Source organism: Mesorhizobium sp. M1143, from assembly GCF_040318435.1.
GTDB lineage: Bacteria > Pseudomonadota > Alphaproteobacteria > Rhizobiales > Rhizobiaceae > Mesorhizobium.
Genome location: NZ_JAMYMJ010000016.1, coordinates 56,601 through 75,604, shown reverse-complemented (window position 1 = coordinate 75,604; position 19,004 = coordinate 56,601). Strand labels below are relative to the sequence as shown.

Here is a 19,004-nt window from a genome sequence, read left to right as displayed (position 1 = left end):
GCGCGCACATCAGCGTGAATTTGCTTACAAAATCGTAAGCTTAGCGCCAAACGGCCACCCACGGGTGGCCGTTTCATCGATACCGAAAGGACTGTGTCGAAATCAGGATGCCGCGGCGCTCTTTTTGGGGCGCGGCACTGCTGTTTTGGCAATCTGCACCGCGGCTTGGGCTGCGGCCAATCTTGCGATCGGCACGCGGTAGGGAGAGCACGAGACATAGTCGAGGCCGACCTCTTCGCAGAAGCGGATCGAGGCCGGATCGCCGCCATGTTCACCGCATATGCCGAGCTTGATGTCGGGCCGTGTCGCCCTGCCCTTTTGCGCAGCCATGCGCACCAGTTCGCCGACGCCCTCGATGTCGAGCGAGACGAACGGGTCCTGCTCGATGATGCCTTTCTGCCGATAGGTCTCGAGGAAGGACGCCGCATCGTCGCGCGAGATGCCGAAAGTGGTCTGGGTGAGGTCGTTGGTGCCGAAGGAGAAGAACTCGGCCGTAGCAGCGATGACGTGGGCGCGGATCGCCGCGCGCGGAAGCTCGATCATCGTGCCGGTGAGATAGTCGATCTTGACGCCGGTCTCGTCCATGACAGCCTTGGCGACCGCATCGATGCGCGCCTTGACGTAGTCGAGCTCCTTCACCAGGCCGACCAGCGGCACCATGATCTCGGGAACGACCAGCGCGCCGGCTTTCTTGCCGGCCTCGACGGCTGCCTCGAAAATGGCGCGCGCCTGCATCTCGGCAATCTCGGGATAGGAGACGGCGAGGCGGCAGCCGCGATGGCCGAGCATCGGGTTGAACTCGTGCAGGGCTTCGGTGCGCTGCCTGAGCTTGTCGAGCGAGACGTTCATGGCGGCGGCGACCTCCGCCACCTCCGCTTCCGTCTTGGGCAGGAATTCGTGCAGCGGCGGATCGAGCAGCCGGATCGTCACCGGCAGGCCGGCCATGATCTCGAACAGTTCGAGGAAATCCGAGCGCTGCATCGGCAACAGCTTGGCAAGCGCGGTGCGGCGGTCCTTCTCGGTATCGGCCAGGATCATCTCGCGCATGGCGACGATACGCTCGCCGTCGAAGAACATGTGCTCGGTGCGGCAGAGGCCGATGCCTTCGGCGCCGAAGGAGCGCGCCATGCGCGCATCGAGCGGCGTCTCGGCATTGGTGCGCACCTTCATGCGGCGCACCGCATCGGCCCATTCCATGATGGCGGCGAAATCGCCCGACAGTTCCGGCTGCAGCATCGACACGGCGCCCTTCAGCACCTGGCCGTTGCTACCATCGATGGTGATGATGTCGCCCTTGCGGAAGGTCTGGCCCATCGACATCAGCGTGCCGGCCTTGTAGTCGACACGCAGCGAGCCGGCGCCCGAAACGCAAGGCTTGCCCATGCCGCGCGCGACCACGGCGGCGTGGCTGGTCATGCCGCCGCGCGTGGTCAGGATGCCTTCTGAAGCATGCATCCCATGAATGTCTTCGGGGCTGGTTTCGATGCGCACCAGGATTGCCTTGCGACCTTGCGTCTTCAGATCCTCGGCATCGGCGGACGAGAAGACGATCTCGCCGGTCGCGGCGCCCGGAGAAGCCGGCAGGCCGACGCCGATGACATCGCGCGCGGCCTTGGGGTCGATGGTAGGATGCAACAGCTGATCGAGCGAGGCGGGATCGATGCGGGCGACCGCCTCCTCCGTCGTGATCAGCTTGTCGCGCGCCATTTCGACGGCAATCTTCAGCGCCGCCTTGGCGGTGCGCTTGCCGGAACGCGTCTGCAGCATCCACAATTTGCCGCGCTCGATGGTGAATTCGAGATCCTGCATGTCGCGGTAGTGCTGTTCCAGGCGGTCGGAGATGTCGACGAAGGACCGGAACGCGTCCGGCATCAGTTTCTGCAGCGACGGCTTGTCGGAGCCGGCGGCGATGCGCGCCGCCTCGGTGATGTTTTGCGGCGTGCGGATGCCGGCTACGACATCCTCGCCCTGCGCGTTCACCAGGAATTCGCCATAGAGCATCTTTTCGCCGGTCGAGGGGTTGCGCGTGAAGGCGACGCCGGTGGCCGACGTCTCGCCCATGTTGCCGAATACCATGGCCTGGACATTGACCGCCGTGCCCCAGCTTTCCGGGATGTCGTGCAGGCGCCGGTAGGTGATGGCGCGGTTGTTCATCCAGCTGGAAAACACCGCGCCGATCGCCCCCCACAGCTGCTCGTGCGGGTCCTGTGGAAACGGCCTGTCGAGCTCCTCCTCGACCTTGGCCTTGTAGAGGGCAATGACGCTCTGCCATTCCTGCGCTGTCAGTTCGGTGTCGAGCTCGTGGCCGAGGCTGGCCTTCTGGTCCTCGAGGATTTCCTCGAACACTTCGTGGTCGAGACCCATGACGACAGCGGAATACATCTGGATGAAGCGGCGGTAGCTGTCATAGGCAAAGCGGGCATCGCCGGAATCGGCTGCCAGCGCCTCGACCGTCTCGTCATTGAGGCCGAGATTGAGCACGGTGTCCATCATGCCCGGCATCGAGGCCCTGGCCCCGGAGCGGACCGAGACCAGAAGCAGCTTCGACGGATCGCCGAAACGGCGCCCGGTCAGTTGCCCGATATGGTCCAGCGCCTTGACGACATCGGCCTGCAACGCGGCCGGATAGCTGTTGCCGTTGGCGTAATAGGCGTTGCAGACTTCGGTGGTGAGCGTAAAGCCCGGCGGCACCGGCAGGCCAAGACTGCACATCTCGGCCAGATTGGCGCCTTTGCCACCGAGAAGGTTGCGGTCGCCCGCACGTCCTTCCGCGGCGCCATCGCCGAAGGTGTAGACCCATTTGGTCATGCTCGCCCTCCAAGTTCTCGGAAGATTAGAACCCCGGGGCCAAGACCCGGTTCCCCCGCGCTCCGACCCGAGCGTTATTATGCTGCAGTGCGAAAGGCAAGGCGTGGCCGGCCAGGCGCGCCAACTACAATCGATTAAGGAAAGCCGCATCAAAAAGACTTGCCGTATCGCTGCCCAAGATATAGAACATATAGGGAACAAGTTGGGAGCAGCGTGATGAAACTCAACGGAAAACTCGACTATCTCGAACTGCCCGCGACCGGCGCGACGCTGGACAGCGTCAAGGCTTTCTACAGCGCCGCCTTCTCGTGGTCGTTCACCGATTACGGGCCGACCTATTCAGCCTTCGGCGAAGGGCTCGATGGCGGCTTCCAGGCCGATGCAGGCGAGGCTCCGGCGAAACCATTGCCGGTGCTCTATTCGCAGGATCTGGAAGCAACCCTCGACGTTGTCGAAAGCGCCGGCGGCACGATCGTCAAGCCGATATTCTCGTTCCCGGGCGGCAGGCGGTTCCATTTCACCGATCCCGCCGGCAACGAGTTGGCGGTCTGGGGCGAATAGCGCTTCCCCGCGCGAAGCGGTGGATCAGTTTTGCACAGTGGCCAACTCGGCATTGAGCTTTCGTGCCGCTCGTCTTATAAGGCCGCGCGCAACGGGCAAAGCTCGCTTGCTGGGGCGTCGCCAAGTGGTAAGGCATCGGTTTTTGGTACCGACATTCCCAGGTTCGAATCCTGGCGCCCCAGCCAAATCACATGCCTTTGGAATCAATGATTTACCGACCTTATCGATGGCTGCCGTCAGGAGCTATCTGACTCCCACGCGACCCCGACTCCGTTGACAGAGCCGGGGCCGTGCGGAGAGGATCAGTAATCGTTGTCGTCCTGGATGACGACGGGATGATGCCGATGATGTCGATAATAGCGATGATGGCTGCGCTCGATCGAGCCGGTCACGATGACCGTATCCCGGCGATGATGTCTGCGGCCGTGGTCGTAGAAGGCAACCGTGCCGTGTCTGCGGTGATGAAGGCGTTGACCCTGGTCATTGATGACCTTTACGCTCCTGTGATGATGTCGATGGTGGGTCGTGATGACCACGTCAGCTTCGGCTGCCGGAGCTATCGTCGGCATGGCAATGAACAGCGCCAAGGCGCTCACGATCATTGTTTTCATTGTAATATCTCCATCTGCTAATTATCCCTTCGCGGGGATAACCGCGTCCCATCCCTTTGGTTCCGAGTAGCGTCGTTGGTCCACGGGCGCGATCAGTGACGGCTGCTCCCGCGCAACACGGCAGTGTGAAGGAAGTAATTGCGACAACAGCTCTTGTTGGCAAATTCTGGTGAGCACGCTCTTTCAAGCCGGCCACCAAGGTTACGCAACTCGACAAAGCAGCGCTGCGCACGACCATTCTATGTCGTCGCGTTCGATCTCATGATCTGTAACGGGAAACACTTGTCTTGCGAGGAGGACCGTCGGCACAACTTTTCAGATTTACGAGAATACGACCAATCAGGCCATCTTAGATCGCCTAAGTCGGGCCGTCTCAGATCCCGTAAGAAAGTGCAAGGTAAACCACCGGCGCCAAGATCAGCAGAACCGCGATTCCGATAACCACTGCGATTGCCAGGCGCTCTGTTCGCCTGACAAGTTCAGCGACGTTGTCGTCGTCAGCCGATGGTATGAGGTCAAGAACGGAAGAAACTTCCGCAGGACTGTCGTTGTCGTTTGCGGGTCGGGTTGCGCCGTCACGCACAGATCTCTGGACAAAGGTCACTGTTAGCCTCGCTATTGAAACGCACCCCGTTGGCGGTCTCACGACAATCGGGTGCCCGCTAACCTCTCAGGAATGGCGGGCACCCGATTGACCACCGATGAAGGGACTCATGCTCGGCAGCCCGGTTCCAATGCATCGGGAGGGCATAGGTTGCCCGCCTTCAGGCCTATGGCTCCGACGTCAGGACTTCAGTCATACCCTGTTCGGACCTTGGTCTGGCAATCGACGAAGCGATGGCCGCCATTTTGTTTCGACGCAGAAAATGCGGGAACATTAGTAGGCTCTTACGAGTTCACTCCCAGCAACTAGTTCGGGAGAGATACGGTGAACAACATAATCTGGCTCATCGGAGCAGTCGTTATCGTGATTGCGATACTGAGCTTCCTGGGCTTCCGATAAACGTGGCAGCTGAATTGCGGTCGGAGCCTATTGCCATCTGCGCCTTGTAGGCATCGCTTTCGCGTTGGCCGGGCGCTTTGCATGTGGGCTTTGGCGTTCGCTCTCAGGTGGCGCTTAAATTCCTTCTCTTCGAACCTTACAGAATGCGCGTCGCAAGCAGGTCGCAAGGGCGACGGTCCTGTTGCAACAGTCGGATCGACGCCATCGCCGACGAAATCAACAAAGCATGCTGCGTCAGCTCGCCTCGCGCATCGCCTCGGCGGCCTGCAGATCGACCGAGACCAGTTGGCTGACGCCCTGCTCGGCCATGGTCACGCCGAACAGGCGGTTCATGCGCGCCATCGTGATCGGGTTGTGGGTGATGATGACGAAGCGCGTCTCGGTGGTCGCGGCCATTTCGTCCATCAAATTGCAGAAGCGCTCGACATTGTGATCGTCGAGCGGCGCGTCGACTTCGTCGAGCACGCAGATCGGCGCCGGATTGGTCAGGAACACGGCAAAGATCAGCGACATCGCCGTCAGTGCCTGCTCGCCGCCCGACAGCAGCGTCATGGTCTGCGGCTTCTTGCCGGGCGGACGTGCCAGGATTTCGAGCCCGGCTTCGAGCGGGTCGTCGGATTCGATCAGCTGCAGTTCGGCCGTGCCGCCACCGAACAGATGCGAGAACAGCCGCTGGAAATGGCCGTTGACCACCTCGAAAGCGGCAAGCAGCCGTTCGCGGCCTTCGCGGTTCAGGCTCTGGATCGCTTGCCTGAGCTTGCGGATCGCCTCGATGATGTCCTCGCGCTCGGAGACGATGGTCTCCAGCCGGTCCGACAATTCCTTCTGCTCTTCCTCGGCGCGCAGATTGACGGCGCCGAGCCGCTCGCGCTCAACCTTCAGCCGGTCGAGCTGGCGCTCGATCTCGGCCATTTCCGGCATCGGGCTGTCGGCTTCCAGGCCAGTATGGCGAATGACCAGATGCGGCGGCGTGTTCAGCGTTTCCTGGATGCGCGCCTCGACCTCGAGCCGGCGCTCATCGGCGGCGGTCAATCGCTCTTCCGCGCGGACGCGGGTTTCGCGGGAATCGGCCAGCGACTGGATGGCCGCGGTGGCGGCCTTGTCCAGCTCGGCCTGCTTGTTCTCGGCCTCCTGCAAACGGTCGGCGGCCGCCTTGCGCAAGGTCTCGGCCTCGGTCAGCTGCGACAGCAGCGCGCGCCGCCTGGAGTCGATCTCGTCGGGGGCGTCGGCCAGCGTTTCGCGCGCGGCCGCGGCCGCGGCCCTGCGCTCGCCCAGCGAGGCAATCTGCGGCGAGGCGTTTTCGGCCCGCTGCAACCAGTTGCTGCGCTCGGCGCCGATGGCGTCGAGCCGGCGCGTGCGCGCCTCGGCTTCGCGGCGCAGGCCTTCATGGACGGCGCGCGCGTCGGCCAAGGTTGCGCGATCGCGGCTGACATTGGCGGCGGATTGTTCAAGCTGCAATTGCAGGTCGCCGAGATCGGGGGCGTCCTGCAGCAGCATTTCGGCCTCGGCGAAGGCGGCGGCCGTTTCTTCATGGCTGTCGACGATTCGCGCGCGCGCCTCGTCCAGGGCGGCGCGGCGGCTTGCCAGCTCGCCACCGGCCTTTTCGGCCTCGGCCAGCGCGCTGCGGGCGGCGTCCAGGCCGTGCTGGGCATCGCGCCCGGCCTGGCGGGCGTTGCGTTCGGCCTCGCTCGCCTCACGCAGCGCCTGTTCGGCCTGGGCAAGGGCAGCCTCTGCCTCACGCATCATCTGCGTCGCCTGCACCGCCTCGGCATCGAGCTCGGCCAGCCGGTTCTTCTGCGCCAGCCTCTGCGCGGCCGCGGTCGGTGCATCGGCGCTGGCGGTCAAGCCATCCCAACGCCACAGCGCGCCGTCACGGCTGACCAGCCGCTGGCCGGGGGCAAGCAGCGCCTGCAGGCGTTTGCCGTCCGCCGCATCGACGATGCCGATCTGCGCCAACCGGCGGGCAAGCTGCGAAGGCGCGCGCACCACGCTGGCGAGGCTCTTGAGGCCTTCCGGCAAAGCCGCATCGCCTGGTTCAACCTGGCTTTCGCCCCAATGCACCGGCGCGCTGCGGTCGAGCGGCACGTCGAGATCCTCGCCAAGCGCAGCACCGAGGGCCGTCTCATAGCCGCGTTCGACGCTGAGTTGCTCCAGTACCGACGGGAAAAGATCGCCGCTGGCGGCATTGAGGATCTTGGCCAGCGTGCGGGCTTCGGTCTCGATGCCGGCGAGTTCGGCCCTGGCATCCTGCAGCGGCGGACGGGCGGCACTCTCGGTGGCGCGCGCCTCGGCGACGGCCTGTTCGGCAGCAATGGCGCCGGCCTCGGCTTCCTCCAACCGGGCGAGCGCGTCCTCGACCAAAGCGCGCTTCTCGGCGGGATCGGGCAGGCCGGCGACTTTCGAGACGATCTCCGATAGCTCGCGGTCGACATCGGCCAGCTGGCGGGCAAAGCGATCGCGGCGTTCGGCGGTGTCGCGCAGCGTGCGCTCGATCTGGTTGCGCGAGGCGGCGGCCTCTGCTCGTTCGGCGGTCAGCGCAGCGAGCTTTGCTTCGCTTGTTATAAGCGTTGCGCCGGCCTGCTCGAAAGCGGCGCGCGTGGTGGCTTCGCGTTCGGCGGCACCGGCATTTTCGGAGTTGAGTGTCGCTTCTTCCTCGCGCAGGCGCTCGAGGATGTCGGCATTGTCGCGCACCATGCGCTCTTCGCGGGCGATGTCGCCGTCGAGCTGCTGCAGCCGGCGCTCGAGTTCGGCCTGGCGGGCGCGGATGCGGCCAGCCTCCTCCTCGATCTGAGCCTTGGCGATCGACAGGCGCTGGAAGGCGGCAGCCGCGGCGGCCTCGGCATCGCGCAGATCGGGCAGCCGGTGGGCGCCGATGCCTTGCTCACGGGCGGCAGCCATCTGGGCGGCGGCGCGGTCGCCGACCAGAGCTGTGGCAACCGCCAATGCCGAACGCGCATCGCCCTCCTGGGTCTTGGCCAAAGTCCAGCGCAGATGCAAGAGCGTGGCTTCCGCATTGCGGATATCGGCCGACAGGTTCTTGAAGCGCGATGCCTGGCGCGCCTGGCGCTTAAGGCTTTCGATCTGGCTCTCCAGTTCGCCGACGACATCGTCCAGCCGTTCCAGATTTTGTTCGGCCGCCTTCAGCCGAAGCTCGGCCTCGTGACGGCGCGTGTGCAGGCCGGAAATGCCGGCGGCCTCTTCGAGCAGCGCGCGGCGCGCCTGCGGCTTGGCCTGGATCAGTTCGCCGATACGGCCCTGTCCGACCATGGAAGGCGAGCGCGCGCCGGTCGACTGGTCGGCGAACAGAAGCTGCACGTCCTTGGCGCGGGCTTCCTTGCCGTTGATGCGGTAGAGCGAGCCGGCTTCGCGCTCGATGCGGCGCGACACCTGCAATTCATCGGCGTCGTTGAAGGCGGCGGGCGCGGTCCGGTCGCTATTGTCGAGGAACAGCGTGACTTCGGCGGTGTCGCGGGCCGGGCGCGTTCCCGAGCCGGAAAAGATCACGTCGTCCATGCCGGACGCGCGCATGTTCTTGTATGAGCTTTCGCCCATCACCCAGCGCATCGCCTCGACAAGGTTCGACTTGCCGCAGCCATTCGGCCCGACAATGCCGGTCAGGCCACGTTCGATGACGAACTCGCCGGGTTCGACGAAGGACTTGAAGCCGAGGAGGCGAAGGCGCGAAAACTTCATTCGCGCCTGCCTGGAAGGCACAAAGGTGCGCTGACGCCGAAGCGCAGTCGCTCCGGCGCCGCCTGGACGTCAGAGCAGAGGGTCGATGATGGCCGATATTTCCTCAATCGACATCGCACCTTTGTAGGTTTTCCCGTTGATGAAGAAGGTCGGCGTCGAGTCGACCTTGAATTCATCGGCGCCGCGCTTCTGGACCGATCTCACATCGTCCAGAAGTTTCTGGTCCGTCAAGCAGGCCTCGAAGGACTCCTGTGTAAAACCGGCGAGCTTGGAGATCTGCAGCAGCGCATCCTTGGTATTGTTGACGCCGACCCAGTTGGCCTGCTGCTTGAACAGCACGTCGACCATCGGGAAATAATTGTCCTTCGAACAGCGCGCCAGCATGAAACCGGCCTCGGCGCTCGGATCGAACGGGAATTCGCGCAGGATGTAACGCGCCTTGCCGGTGTCGATGTACTTGGTCTTCAACTCAGGGAAGGTGGTCGCGGCGAAATGCGCACAATGCGGGCAGGTCATCGAGGCATATTCGACGATGGTGACCTTGGCGTCATCCTTGCCGAGCTGCTTGTCGGGCAAAGCGCCGGGCTTCAGCAGCTCGGCCATGTCGACATTGCCGGAAGACTCCGGGACCTTGACGGCGGCCGGAGTGGCAGGCGTCGAAGCAGGCGCGGGAGCCGCAGGCTTCACATCCGCTGCTTTGGCATCCTCGCCTGAATCGCTGCATGCGGCGAGCATAGCCACTGCCGGAATGACGGCCAGCGAAGACAGGAGGTTTCTGCGGGACAAGCTACGGTTCATGCGAATCACCTGACTGTGGTTTGATTTTGCAACGCAAAGGCTAGAAAAGGCGAGAGTTGGCGGGAATTAAGGCATCGCCGTCCCCATTCCAATCGCCAAACTCTACATGCAGGATCACGAATGCGCGAGATAGATGACGCGTTCATGACCGACTGATTACCGGTTGATTACCTTGGCCGCTTCCTTTGGGCAAGAATTGTGGCGCCAAGACGCTCCAGCGAGGCGCGCAAGCCTTCATCCTCGATCTTGCCGACGGTATCCGACAATTTGGCCTTTTCGACAGAAGTCAGTGCTCTCGGCGTCGGTTTCGGCCGGGCTTTGTCCCTCAGCACCGGCTTTTGCACGATCCGGATCCTGCCGATCGCGTTGAAGCCGAGAAAGGCATTGACGCGGTTGATGATCTCGCCGGTCTCGTGCTGTAGGTGCAGCGCGGCCATGCCCTCGCAGGCGATGACCAGCACCGCCGGCTCGAACGGATCGTCCTCATGCATGCGGCGCGGCCACTGGATTTTTTCGGGGCGCGAATGGCCGGCGAGCCTGGGGCCGGCGATCTCTTCCCATGACTGCACCAGCCCGATCGAAATGCCGGCCCGCTTGCGCAGCACGGGGTCGAGGATCGCGGTCGCGAGATCGCTCACCGGAACGGGATTGCCGTAAGGCGTTCTCCCTGCCATGTACGTTCTCCAGCCACGCTCCTCACCAGCCTAGAGCCAGCCCGCGATCAATGGCACTGCACGAACAGACCCGCAAGGCCGCATCCGGACCAACTCTATCAGGAGAGATCGCCGCGCGTCTGCTTGCCTGGTACGACGCGCACCATCGCGAACTGCCGTGGCGGATCACGCCGCGCGCGGCGGCCGGCGGTGCACGGCCGGACCCCTATCGCATCTGGCTGTCGGAAGTGATGCTGCAGCAGACCACGGTCGAAGCGGTAAAATCCTATTTTCGCCCCTTTGTCGAGAAATGGCCTGATGTGAAGGCGCTGGCGGCTGCGCCGGCCGAGGATGTGATGAAGGCCTGGGCCGGGCTCGGCTATTATTCACGGGCGCGCAACCTCAAGGCCTGCGCCGATCTGGTTGCGAGCCAGGGCGGCCGTTTTCCCGACAACGAAACGGGATTGAGGGAATTGCCGGGGATCGGCGCCTATACGGCGGCGGCGATCGCGGCGATCGCCTTCGACCGTCCGGCGGCGGTCGTCGACGGCAATGTCGAACGTGTCATCTCGCGGCTCTATTCGATCGCAACGCCGCTCAGCGAGGCAAAGCCTGAAATCCGCGCGCTCGTCGAAAGACTGGTTCCGCAGACAAGGCCGGGCGACTTCGCCCAGGCAATGATGGACCTTGGCGCCACGATCTGCACGCCAAGACGGCCGCGCTGCATGCTGTGCCCGGTGCGCGAGGATTGCAGCGCCATCCTGTCCGGCGACCCCGAGCGCTTTCCGGTCCGCCTGCCCAAGGTCGACAAACCACTCAGGCGGGGTGCCGCCTTCGTCGCCGAGCGCGGCGACGGCGCCATCCTGTTGCGCAAGCGGCCTGACAAGGGCCTGCTCGGCGGCATGACCGAGGTGCCGACCACAGGTTGGACAGCGCGGATCGACGGTGCAACCACTTCGGAGGCAGCGCCCTTCCCTGCCGACTGGCGGCGCGCTGGAGAGATCGCGCATGTCTTCACCCATTTCGCGCTCGAGCTCGAAGTCTTTCACGCTCAAGTGAAAAGTGATGCGCCGGAAGGGCATTTCTGGTCGCTGGCCCATGACATTTCCGGAGAAGCGCTGCCGACGGTCATGAAAAAGGTCATCGAAGCAGCGATACCGGGCGCAACCAAAAAGCACCGCCCCATTGACTAGCATTCGCTTTGAAAGGCCAGAAATGACTGAAATCCGCCATATCGTGTTCGACATCGGCCGCGTCTTGCTCCACTACGATCCGAACATTCCGTTCAGCCGCCTCATTCCCGATGCCGAAGAGCGCAAGTGGTTCTTCGACAATGTCTGCACGCATGACTGGAACATCGAGCAGGACCGTGGCCGGACGTGGGAAGAGGCGGAAGCGCTGCTGATCGCGGATTACCCGGATCATGCTGAAAACATTCGCAATTTCCGACGCTATTGGAACGACATGGTGCCGCATGCCTATGAGGACAGCGTCGCCATCATGCTCGGCCTGATCGAGAGCGGCCACGACGTGACCATGCTGACGAACTTCGCCGCCGACACACTTGCCGAGGCACGACTGCGCTTCGATTTCCTTAGCCGCCCGCGCGGCGTGACCGTGTCGGCCGATATCCGTGAGATCAAGCCCGACCGCGCCATTTACGATCACCATGTCGCTGCATTCGAGCTCGAGCCATCAGCCACACTGTTCATCGACGACAGCCAAAAAAATGTCGACGGCGCCAAGGCGGCCGGCTGGCAGTCAGTGCTGTTCACGGATGCAAAAACGCTCAAGGCGGACCTTGAGCGGTATGGCATCGCGACCTGAGCTACGCAGAGGGGTCGAAGGTAGCGCTTTATGGCGCCCCCTCTGCCCTGCCGGGCATCTCCCCCACGAGGGGGGAGATTGGCAGCCTCGCCGACGGCTCTTTCTTACAACGTTGAAAGTTGGCGAAAACAATGAAGCGCGCAATCTCCCCCCTCGTGGGGGAGACGGCCGGCAGGCCAGAGGGGGGCGCGGTAGGGCGCCGACCTTTATGTGGTAGCGTCAAGCCCCTGCGCGCTCCATACCGAGCCTGGCGATGCGGCGCAGTTCGTCGATCGGGGTCAGGCCGCCCGAGCGCTCATAGTGCCAGAAGGTCCAGCCATTGCAGGCGTCCAGGCCCTGCACTTCGGCGCCGATCTTGTGGATCGAGCCGGCGCTGTCGCCGATCGCCACCGTGCCGTCGGCGCGTACCTTGGCCGACCAGCGCTTCTTGGCATCGTAAAGCGTGGCGCCGGGCTGCATAAGCCCGGTATCGATGAGGCTGACAAAGGCGACGCGCGGCTCGGCGCGCTTGCCGGTGAGCACGGTGAGATCGGCGGTTTCCAGCGGCCGCACGGCATCGATGCGCTCATTGGCGGCGTCGATATAGGCCTGCTCGCGCTCGATGCCGACGAAATGGCGGCCAAGCCGCTTGGCCACGGCGCCGGTTGTGCCGGATCCGAAGAACGGGTCGAGCACGATGTCGCCCGGCTTGGTCGAGGCCATCATGATGCGGGCGAGCAGCGCTTCCGGCTTCTGCGTCGGATGCAGCTTGTCGCCATTGTCGTTCTTCAGCCGCTCGCCGCCAGTGCAGATCGGGAACAGCCAGTCGGAGCGCATCTGGATGTCGTCGTTCGATGCCTTCATGGCTTCGTAATTGAAGGTATAGCCCTTGCCCTTCTGGTCGCGCGAAGCCCAGATCATGGTCTCATGCGCGTTCTGGAAGCGGCGACCGCGGAAATTAGGCATTGGGTTGGTCTTGCGCCAGACGACATCGTTGAGGATCCAGAAGCCGAGATCCTGCATCTTGGCGCCGACGCGGAAGATGTTGTGGTAGGAGCCGATGACCCAGATGGTGCCATTCGGCTTCAGCACGCGGCGTGCCGCCAGGAGCCAGGCGCGGGTGAAGGCGTCATAGGCCTCGAAACTCTCGAACTGGTCCCAGTCATCGTCGACGGCGTCGACCTTGGACTGGTCGGGCCGGTGCAAATCGCCGTCGAGCTGCAGATTGTAAGGCGGATCGGCGAAGATGACGTCGATGGATTTTTCCGGCAGCCGGTCGAGCGCGGCGACACAATCGCCCTTGAGGATCGTGTCCAGCCACTCGGATTGCTGGGGGGCGTGGGAGAGGTCGGCGAGAAGACGCACGGCAGACATTTTTACACCCAAGGCACGCGTTACTGTTTACTCCCCGTTATGGTTACCGATCAGCGTAAATATTCGGTGAAGGACGCAACGGTCCAGGCAGCCCTGACGTCGTCAATTTGCGCAGCCCGGCCCGTTGGTGTATGTCGCGCCGCTTGAGCCTTGCCGGGCCTCCATCACCCTCCTCGTTCGGATTGCCATGCCCCAGCCAGATTTTGTCATCTTCGATTGCGACGGCGTGCTCGTCGATTCCGAAATCATCGCAGCCCGCGTCGAGGCCGAATTGCTGACCTTGGCCGGATATGAAATCTCGGCTGAGGAATACGCCGAAACCTATGCCGGACTGACCTTCAAGGACATCATGATGCGGGTCGAGCAAAAATCCGCCATCCCGTTCCAGGCCTCGATGATCGACCGGGCCGAAGAGCTGGTCGACCGCAAACTGCGTAGCGACGTGCGCGCCATCGACGGCGTGCGCGAGGCGGTCGCCGCGGTCACCGCGCCGCGCTGCGTCTGCTCGAACTCACGCTTGGAGCGGATCGAGTTCATGCTCGAGAAAGTGGGCCTGCTGCCGTTCTTCGCCGGCCGGATTTTTTCAGCGCTGGAAGTACCAAGCAAGAAAACCAAGCCCGCGCCGGATGTGTTCCTGATCGCGGCGGAGCAACTCAACGCCAATCCGGCAAACACCTTCGTCATCGAGGATTCGGTGCACGGCGTCACCGGCGCCAGGGCCGCCGGCATGCGCGTGATCGGCTTCACCGGCGCCGCGCACAGCTATCCCGGCCATGCCGATGTGCTGACCGAAGCCGGAGCCGAAACCGTCATCCGCCGCTGGGCCGAACTGAAAAGTGTGATTGCCGCTCTGTCGGAGTGGTCGGACGCCTGAACCGATCAGTCCTTGGCTTTGGCCGACCTGGCCGGTTTCTTCTTAGCCCTGTTGTAGGCAATCGCGGCGCGGACGAGCGCTTTCAGCGCATCCGCATCGATCACGTCGCCCTCCGACACATCGATGGCGCGCCACACCTTGCCGTTGAGCCCGTTGTTGAACAGCCTGTCGGGATCCGGCAGGCTGGCGCCGTGAGAAAAGGTCAGCTTCACCTTGTCCTTGTGAGCGTTGCCGACGGCGATCATGCCGTCTCGTGACCATACCGGGCTGCCCATCCACTTCCACTCCTCGATGATTTCCGGGTCGGCGTCGAGGATGGTCTTGCGCAGGCTGGCCAACGTCTTGCCCCGCCAATCGTCCAGCTCCCGGATTCGGGCATCTATCCGCTCGGAGGCAGAGGCGCCTCCCTCGTCCTTGCTCGACATGCTGATCTTCATGGTCTGCCTCCGTTCACATCTTCTCGCCGGGCAATCGGCTGGCCTGCTTCACCCAGGAGGCGAAGCGGGCTTCGTCGATCTCTTCGCCTTCATGGATGTCGAGATAGCGCACTTCCTTTTGCCTGGAACCGCCGGGAGGCACAGGATCGAGCGACGTGCCGCGAAAGAAGGCGACTTTGACGTATCTGGTGAAGCAATGCAGGCTGAGGAACCAACCGTCGCCCTCGATGCCATAGAACGGTGAGTTCCACTTCACCGCCTTGCAGACGCCGGGGAAGGCGCTGACGATAAGTGCGTCGATCCGGCGCCCGACATCGCTTTTCCAGCCCGGCATGGCGGCAATATATGCCTGCACCGGAGCGTCCCCATAGACCTTAGGGATCTGCGGGTTGCCGCCCGAAAGCAGGACCGGCTTTTCCGGCTTGTCTGGGGCCGGTTTTGCGACCTTCGATTTTCCCGGCGCCTTGGCCATGTCCTACCCTTGCGCGCCCTGCTCGCCACGCGATCTCGCGACGTAAGGCAGCACGAACATGTAGAGGCCGCTGAACAGCAGCAGGAATAGCGGCAGCAGCGGCGAATAGACCACCCAGGCCGGAGGTTGCCCGAACGCCATGGTGATGAAATTGGCTGCCACGGTCAGCGTGAAGATGATCGACAGCCAACGATGGGTTTGACGTATCCATTTGCTCAAGTTCATTGCAACTTCCTCTTGAAACCAGCGCCTACCAACGCGCCAGTTGGGTGATCTGGATGAGATGCCGCAGCTGTCGTTGAGCTGGGCGATGGTCGAGCCGGTCACTTCTGTCGGCGCCATGGCGAACGCACCGCCGCGTCCCTTGATGCGCTCGTAATCACCCTTGACGTCGTCGGTGAACAGCATGAGCGCGGGCTGCCCCTGCTTGAAGATGGCCTGCTGGTAGGCCTTGGCGGCCGGGTTGTCGTTGAGCGCCAGCTGTAGCTCGGCTCCCTCGGGCTCATCGGGTGAGATGACGGTCAGCCAACGAAAAGCCCCATTGCTGAAGTCGGCCTTCACAGCAAAGCCCAGCACGTCGGTGTAGAAGCGCAGTGCGTTGTCCTGGTTGTCCACATAGACGCTGGTCAGCTTGATCTTCATCGATTTCCTCCTTTTTGCATTCGGTGCCCCGCGATCAGGGCATGGTACCGGCAGGCTTCAATCTGGCTTCGCCAGGACCTGCTCCAGCTTGGTGAGGAATTGCTGCCACCCGGCCCTGGCCCCGCCATAGGCCTGCTTCTGGCTCGGATGGAAGCCCGACTGCTCGACGCGCAGATGGGTTCCCGAGCTCGTGGGTGTGAGCGTGAACGTCACCACGCTCTTCAGATTGTAGGCGGCATCCTCATGCGCAAAATCCCAGCTGTAGGACAGCGTCCTGTTTTGCTCGATGGCCAGCACCTCGCAGTCGAGCACGCCGCCCCAGTCGCCGCGAAGATTGAAGCTGTGGCCGACGACAGGCTTGAAATCGTTCTTCATGAGCCAATCCTCCATCAGATGCGGCTGCGTCAACGCGCGCCAGATCTTCTCCGCCGGCCAGGATATTTCACGTTCGACGACGACGGTGCGCAGCTCGGGATTGCTCACTGGTCCATCCTTTTCAGCAGGTTCTCGAGATCATCGAAGCGGCTCTCCCAGAATCCTGTCATTTGAACTGTCCAGTTGGTCAGCGGACCAAGTGCCTCGGGCTGCGCGCTGTAGTGGGTCTGGCGTCCGGCGTGGCGGTCACGCACCAGGCCGGCCAGCTTCAGGACGCCGAGATGCTTCGACACCGCCGGTTGCGAGACCCCGGACTGCGCCGTCAGCGCCCCCACGGTCTGCTCACCTTGGCGGCACAAGCGCTCGAAGATGGCCCGCCGGGTCGGGTCGGCAAGCGTTTTGAACAAAGTATCGTGGGCGTCCGGCATCGGGATCAATAACCTGCGAGCTATTGATTGACGTATAACCGCCGGGATATGGATGAGTCAAGTGCGCTGGCGGAATGGATCGAGATTAAAGCGCAGACGCGACCTGCCGCAGGCGCACGCCTGCAGGATTACGATCGGATCGTTTGGATCTTTCAAAGAGTTGACCGGCACCGTCGCAGCAGCGACGGCGCCCAGGCGCTTAGTTCGTCGCCGGAGCGCGCTTCTTTTTCTTGCCGGACTTCTTGTCCACCGCCGCCGGCGCGGTGTCGTCATAGCCGGCATAGACAGTGTAATCCCGGGCGGAGGGTTCGGGCACGACGACGTTGGGATCGGTGAACACGAACTGGGTGGCGGTCGAGGGATCGCTGACCTGGATCTGATAGGGGTGGATCTGCGAATAAAGTACGTCGGGGCCGTGCATGACGGCAATGCGGATCGGCATGGTGATGGTGCCGGGGGCGAACAGCGGTCCCGGCACGATCTTGCCGGCAACCCCAACCTTCATCGTCAACTGGCCGTTGGCACGGCTGCAATCGCGGCTCACATCGCTGATCGAGGCCTGGTAGATGATCTTGGCCGGATCCTTGTTCGGGTCGACGATGGAGCCGTCAGGCGCCGTCTGCGCGGCGGCAGCGGCCTCGGCATCCTGTGTTGCATCAGCCTTTTTCTTTTTCGGCTGCGGCGCGCCCTTGGCGTAGGTATTGAAGTATGCGGTGCCGTCACGCACCGTCACTTTCGGGCAGTAGGCCTGCAACTGGCTGGCGAGAACCTTCGGATCCTGAGGCGGTATTGGCGCATTCGGGTCGGTCTTCTTGCCGAAACCGAGATTGAGGATGCCATTGTCGCTCGATTGGCAACCGGCGGCGGCAAGCATAAAGCCGGTTAGCGCCAGACCCGCGACAAAGCGACGGTTGAACTTATGAAACGCCATGAAACTGCACTTCCCTCTCGCAAAGTTGGTGACGTATAGCAACGCCACGGCAAAAATGCGACTGAGGCGGCTCGGAAAATTAACCAATTGCCGTGGATGAAACCGGCGGCAGCAATGGACCTTTGACGATGCGCTATGTGAGTACCCGCGGGGATGCGCCCGTGCTTGGATTTGCCGATGCGGTGCTGGCGGGGCTGGCCCGCGACGGCGGGCTTTATGTGCCGCAGACATGGCCGCAGTTTTCGGCAGCCGAGATCCGCGCCATGCGCGGCCTGCCCTATGCGGACCTCGCCATCCGCGTGCTGACGCCCTTCCTCGGCGGCGAGATCGCCGCACCCGTCTTCGAGCGCCTGGTGCGAGAAGCCTATGCCACCTTCCGCCACCGGGCCGTCTGCCCGCTGGTGCAGACCGGCGCCAACACGTTCATCCTCGAGCTCTTCCACGGTCCGACGCTGGCCTTCAAGGACGTTGCCATGCAGCTGCTTGCCCGGCTGATGGACCATGTACTGACTGAGCGTGGCCAGCGCGCCACCATCGTCGGCGCGACCTCGGGTGACACTGGCGGCGCCGCCATCGATGCCTTCGCCGGCCGCGACCGGACTGACATTTTCGTGATGTTCCCGCATGGCCGCGTCTCGCCGGTGCAGCAGCGGCAGATGACGACATCGACTGCCGCCAACGTCCAGGCGCTGGCGATCGAAGGCAATTTCGACGATTGCCAGGGCCTGCTGAAGGATATGTTCAACGATCATCGTTTTCGTGATCGCGTGTCGCTGTCGGGCGTCAATTCGATCAACTGGGCCCGCATCATGGCCCAGATCGTCTATTATTTTTCCTCGGCGCTTTCGCTCGGCGCGCCGGACAGGCCGGTCTCCTTTACCGTGCCGACCGGCAATTTCGGCGATATTTTCGCCGGTTACGCCGCCAAGAAGATGGGCCTGCCGATCGAGCGGCTGATCGTCGCCACCAACAACAACGACATATTGGCGCGCACTTTCGCGACCGGTGAATACCGCACCAAGGGTGTGTTTGCGACGACGTCGCCATCGATGGACATCCAGGTATCGTCGAACTTCGAGCGACTGCTGTTCGAGGCCTGCGACCGTAACGCAGAGACGGTGCGGCGTTACATGGCCGGCCTCAAGCAATCCGGCGCCTTCACCATCGAAACCGCAGAAATCGACCGGATGCGGTCCGAATTCGACGCCGGACGCGCTGATATGGACGAGGTTGCCGCCACCATCCGTTCAACGCTCGAATCCAGCAATTATCTGCTCGATCCGCACACGGCCGCGGCCGTGCATGTCGCCGCCGGCAAGGCTGACGGTGCAGTGCCGATGGTGGTGCTGGGCACGGCGCACCCGGCCAAGTTCCCGGCCGCGGTCGAAGCCGCCTGCGGCGTGTCGCCGGCCCTGCCCGCATGGCTGGGGTCCTTGATGTCAGCCGACGAAAAGTACACGGTACTTCCATCCGACCTGAAAATGGTGGAAGATTACGTGAGCCGCCACTCAAGGGCAGCGCGTTAGGGAGTACTTGCC

General features: G+C 63.0%; 17 protein-coding genes, 1 tRNA gene and 1 pseudogene. 6 read left to right on the top strand and 13 right to left on the bottom strand.

The genetic code is table 11. The features are described from left to right. Nucleotides 1–102: 102 nt before the first annotated feature. Nucleotides 103–2,808 carry a pyruvate, phosphate dikinase gene (gene ppdK / locus NKH35_RS14130; protein WP_352914977.1) on the bottom strand — a complete coding sequence of 902 codons (2,706 nt, stop codon included), beginning with the start codon at nt 2,806–2,808 and terminating at the stop codon, nt 103–105. A gap of 216 nt (nt 2,809–3,024) precedes the next feature. On the opposite strand from ppdK, the gene NKH35_RS14125 reads away from it, so the two are divergent. After that, nucleotides 3,025–3,369: a VOC family protein gene (locus tag NKH35_RS14125; protein ID WP_023687172.1), complete on the top strand. Its 345-nt coding sequence runs from the start codon at nt 3,025–3,027 to the stop codon at nt 3,367–3,369. A gap of 110 nt (nt 3,370–3,479) precedes the next feature. After that, nucleotides 3,480–3,554 (top strand) — tRNA-Gln (locus tag NKH35_RS14120). A 117-nt stretch (nt 3,555–3,671) separates the two neighbouring features. Here the strand turns inward: NKH35_RS14120 and NKH35_RS14115 are convergent. From NKH35_RS14115 to NKH35_RS14100, 4 genes are all read right to left on the bottom strand, one after another. Continuing rightward, nucleotides 3,672–3,980 carry a hypothetical protein gene (locus NKH35_RS14115; RefSeq protein ID WP_023670691.1) on the bottom strand — a complete coding sequence of 103 codons (309 nt, stop codon included), beginning with the start codon at nt 3,978–3,980 and terminating at the stop codon, nt 3,672–3,674. Nucleotides 3,981–5,217: 1,237 nt separating this feature from the next. Next, nucleotides 5,218–8,676 carry a chromosome segregation protein SMC gene (gene smc, locus NKH35_RS14110; protein ID WP_352914975.1) on the bottom strand — a complete coding sequence of 1,153 codons (3,459 nt, stop codon included), beginning with the start codon at nt 8,674–8,676 and terminating at the stop codon, nt 5,218–5,220. Nucleotides 8,677–8,745: 69 nt separating this feature from the next. Further along, entirely contained in the window at nt 8,746–9,474 is a 729-nt protein-coding gene (locus tag NKH35_RS14105; protein ID WP_023692056.1) for a DsbA family protein, read from the bottom strand. A 167-nt stretch (nt 9,475–9,641) separates the two neighbouring features. Then, nucleotides 9,642–10,148: a DUF721 domain-containing protein gene (locus NKH35_RS14100; protein ID WP_023709857.1), complete on the bottom strand. Its 507-nt coding sequence runs from the start codon at nt 10,146–10,148 to the stop codon at nt 9,642–9,644. A 50-nt stretch (nt 10,149–10,198) separates the two neighbouring features. Here NKH35_RS14100 and mutY point away from each other — a divergent pair, with 50 nt between their 5' ends. Then, nucleotides 10,199–11,320, top strand: a complete 1,122-nt coding sequence (mutY, locus tag NKH35_RS14095; protein WP_023732085.1) for an A/G-specific adenine glycosylase — start codon at nt 10,199–10,201, stop codon at nt 11,318–11,320. 22 nt (nt 11,321–11,342) lie between these two features. After that, a complete protein-coding gene (locus NKH35_RS14090; RefSeq protein ID WP_023732086.1) occupies nt 11,343–11,954 on the top strand; it encodes an HAD family hydrolase in 612 nt (203 codons plus the stop codon). A gap of 219 nt (nt 11,955–12,173) precedes the next feature. On the opposite strand, the gene NKH35_RS14085 is transcribed toward NKH35_RS14090, so the two are convergent. Next, nucleotides 12,174–13,307, bottom strand: a complete 1,134-nt coding sequence (locus NKH35_RS14085) for a site-specific DNA-methyltransferase (protein WP_023668392.1) — start codon at nt 13,305–13,307, stop codon at nt 12,174–12,176. A gap of 187 nt (nt 13,308–13,494) precedes the next feature. On the opposite strand from NKH35_RS14085, the gene NKH35_RS14080 reads away from it, so the two are divergent. Beyond that, nucleotides 13,495–14,181: an HAD family hydrolase gene (locus tag NKH35_RS14080; RefSeq protein ID WP_352914971.1), complete on the top strand. Its 687-nt coding sequence runs from the start codon at nt 13,495–13,497 to the stop codon at nt 14,179–14,181. Nucleotides 14,182–14,186: 5 nt separating this feature from the next. On the opposite strand, the gene NKH35_RS14075 is transcribed toward NKH35_RS14080, so the two are convergent. From NKH35_RS14075 to NKH35_RS14045, 7 genes and pseudogenes are all read right to left on the bottom strand, one after another. Then, entirely contained in the window at nt 14,187–14,618 is a 432-nt protein-coding gene (locus NKH35_RS14075; protein WP_245260083.1) for a DUF1801 domain-containing protein, read from the bottom strand. 13 nt (nt 14,619–14,631) lie between these two features. Further along, entirely contained in the window at nt 14,632–15,090 is a 459-nt protein-coding gene (locus NKH35_RS14070) for a DUF1801 domain-containing protein (protein WP_023687163.1), read from the bottom strand. 3 nt (nt 15,091–15,093) lie between these two features. After that, nucleotides 15,094–15,315, bottom strand: coding sequence for a hypothetical protein (locus NKH35_RS14065; RefSeq protein WP_023668396.1), 222 nt, complete (start codon nt 15,313–15,315; stop codon nt 15,094–15,096). A gap of 117 nt (nt 15,316–15,432) precedes the next feature. Next, nucleotides 15,433–15,732, bottom strand: a pseudogene (locus NKH35_RS14060) (VOC family protein); the annotation flags it as partial. A gap of 57 nt (nt 15,733–15,789) precedes the next feature. Further along, nucleotides 15,790–16,215 carry an SRPBCC family protein gene (locus tag NKH35_RS14055; RefSeq protein WP_023687161.1) on the bottom strand — a complete coding sequence of 142 codons (426 nt, stop codon included), beginning with the start codon at nt 16,213–16,215 and terminating at the stop codon, nt 15,790–15,792. Then, the gene (locus NKH35_RS14050) at nt 16,212–16,535 is read right to left on the bottom strand and encodes an ArsR/SmtB family transcription factor (RefSeq protein WP_352914969.1); all 324 of its coding nucleotides are present in this window, start codon (nt 16,533–16,535) and stop codon (nt 16,212–16,214) included. Before NKH35_RS14050 ends, NKH35_RS14055 begins: the two co-directional genes overlap by 4 nt. A 199-nt stretch (nt 16,536–16,734) precedes the next feature. Beyond that, nucleotides 16,735–17,466 (bottom strand): hypothetical protein, encoded by a 732-nt coding sequence (locus NKH35_RS14045; protein WP_023687159.1) that lies wholly within the window; start codon nt 17,464–17,466, stop codon nt 16,735–16,737. 128 nt (nt 17,467–17,594) lie between these two features. Between NKH35_RS14045 and thrC the strand changes: the two genes are divergently transcribed. Beyond that, entirely contained in the window at nt 17,595–18,992 is a 1,398-nt protein-coding gene (gene thrC / locus NKH35_RS14040) for a threonine synthase (protein ID WP_023709864.1), read from the top strand. Nucleotides 18,993–19,004: the final 12 nt, after the last annotated feature.

What these genes read in the sequence shown, in the direction of transcription:
- ppdK (WP_352914977.1), bottom strand. Translation starts at nt 2,808, where the DNA reads ATGACCAAATGGGTCTACACCTTCGGCGATGGCGCCGCGGAAGGACGT.
- NKH35_RS14125 (WP_023687172.1), top strand. Translation starts at nt 3,025, where the DNA reads ATGAAACTCAACGGAAAACTCGACTATCTCGAACTGCCCGCGACCGGC.
- NKH35_RS14115 (WP_023670691.1), bottom strand. Translation starts at nt 3,980, where the DNA reads ATGAAAACAATGATCGTGAGCGCCTTGGCGCTGTTCATTGCCATGCCG.
- smc (WP_352914975.1), bottom strand. Translation starts at nt 8,676, where the DNA reads ATGAAGTTTTCGCGCCTTCGCCTCCTCGGCTTCAAGTCCTTCGTCGAA.
- NKH35_RS14105 (WP_023692056.1), bottom strand. Translation starts at nt 9,474, where the DNA reads ATGAACCGTAGCTTGTCCCGCAGAAACCTCCTGTCTTCGCTGGCCGTC.
- NKH35_RS14100 (WP_023709857.1), bottom strand. Translation starts at nt 10,148, where the DNA reads ATGGCAGGGAGAACGCCTTACGGCAATCCCGTTCCGGTGAGCGATCTC.
- mutY (WP_023732085.1), top strand. Translation starts at nt 10,199, where the DNA reads ATGGCACTGCACGAACAGACCCGCAAGGCCGCATCCGGACCAACTCTA.
- NKH35_RS14090 (WP_023732086.1), top strand. Translation starts at nt 11,343, where the DNA reads ATGACTGAAATCCGCCATATCGTGTTCGACATCGGCCGCGTCTTGCTC.
- NKH35_RS14085 (WP_023668392.1), bottom strand. Translation starts at nt 13,307, where the DNA reads ATGTCTGCCGTGCGTCTTCTCGCCGACCTCTCCCACGCCCCCCAGCAA.
- NKH35_RS14080 (WP_352914971.1), top strand. Translation starts at nt 13,495, where the DNA reads ATGCCCCAGCCAGATTTTGTCATCTTCGATTGCGACGGCGTGCTCGTC.
- NKH35_RS14075 (WP_245260083.1), bottom strand. Translation starts at nt 14,618, where the DNA reads ATGAAGATCAGCATGTCGAGCAAGGACGAGGGAGGCGCCTCTGCCTCC.
- NKH35_RS14070 (WP_023687163.1), bottom strand. Translation starts at nt 15,090, where the DNA reads ATGGCCAAGGCGCCGGGAAAATCGAAGGTCGCAAAACCGGCCCCAGAC.
- NKH35_RS14065 (WP_023668396.1), bottom strand. Translation starts at nt 15,315, where the DNA reads ATGAACTTGAGCAAATGGATACGTCAAACCCATCGTTGGCTGTCGATC.
- NKH35_RS14050 (WP_352914969.1), bottom strand. Translation starts at nt 16,535, where the DNA reads ATGCCGGACGCCCACGATACTTTGTTCAAAACGCTTGCCGACCCGACC.
- NKH35_RS14045 (WP_023687159.1), bottom strand. Translation starts at nt 17,466, where the DNA reads ATGGCGTTTCATAAGTTCAACCGTCGCTTTGTCGCGGGTCTGGCGCTA.
- thrC (WP_023709864.1), top strand. Translation starts at nt 17,595, where the DNA reads ATGCGCTATGTGAGTACCCGCGGGGATGCGCCCGTGCTTGGATTTGCC.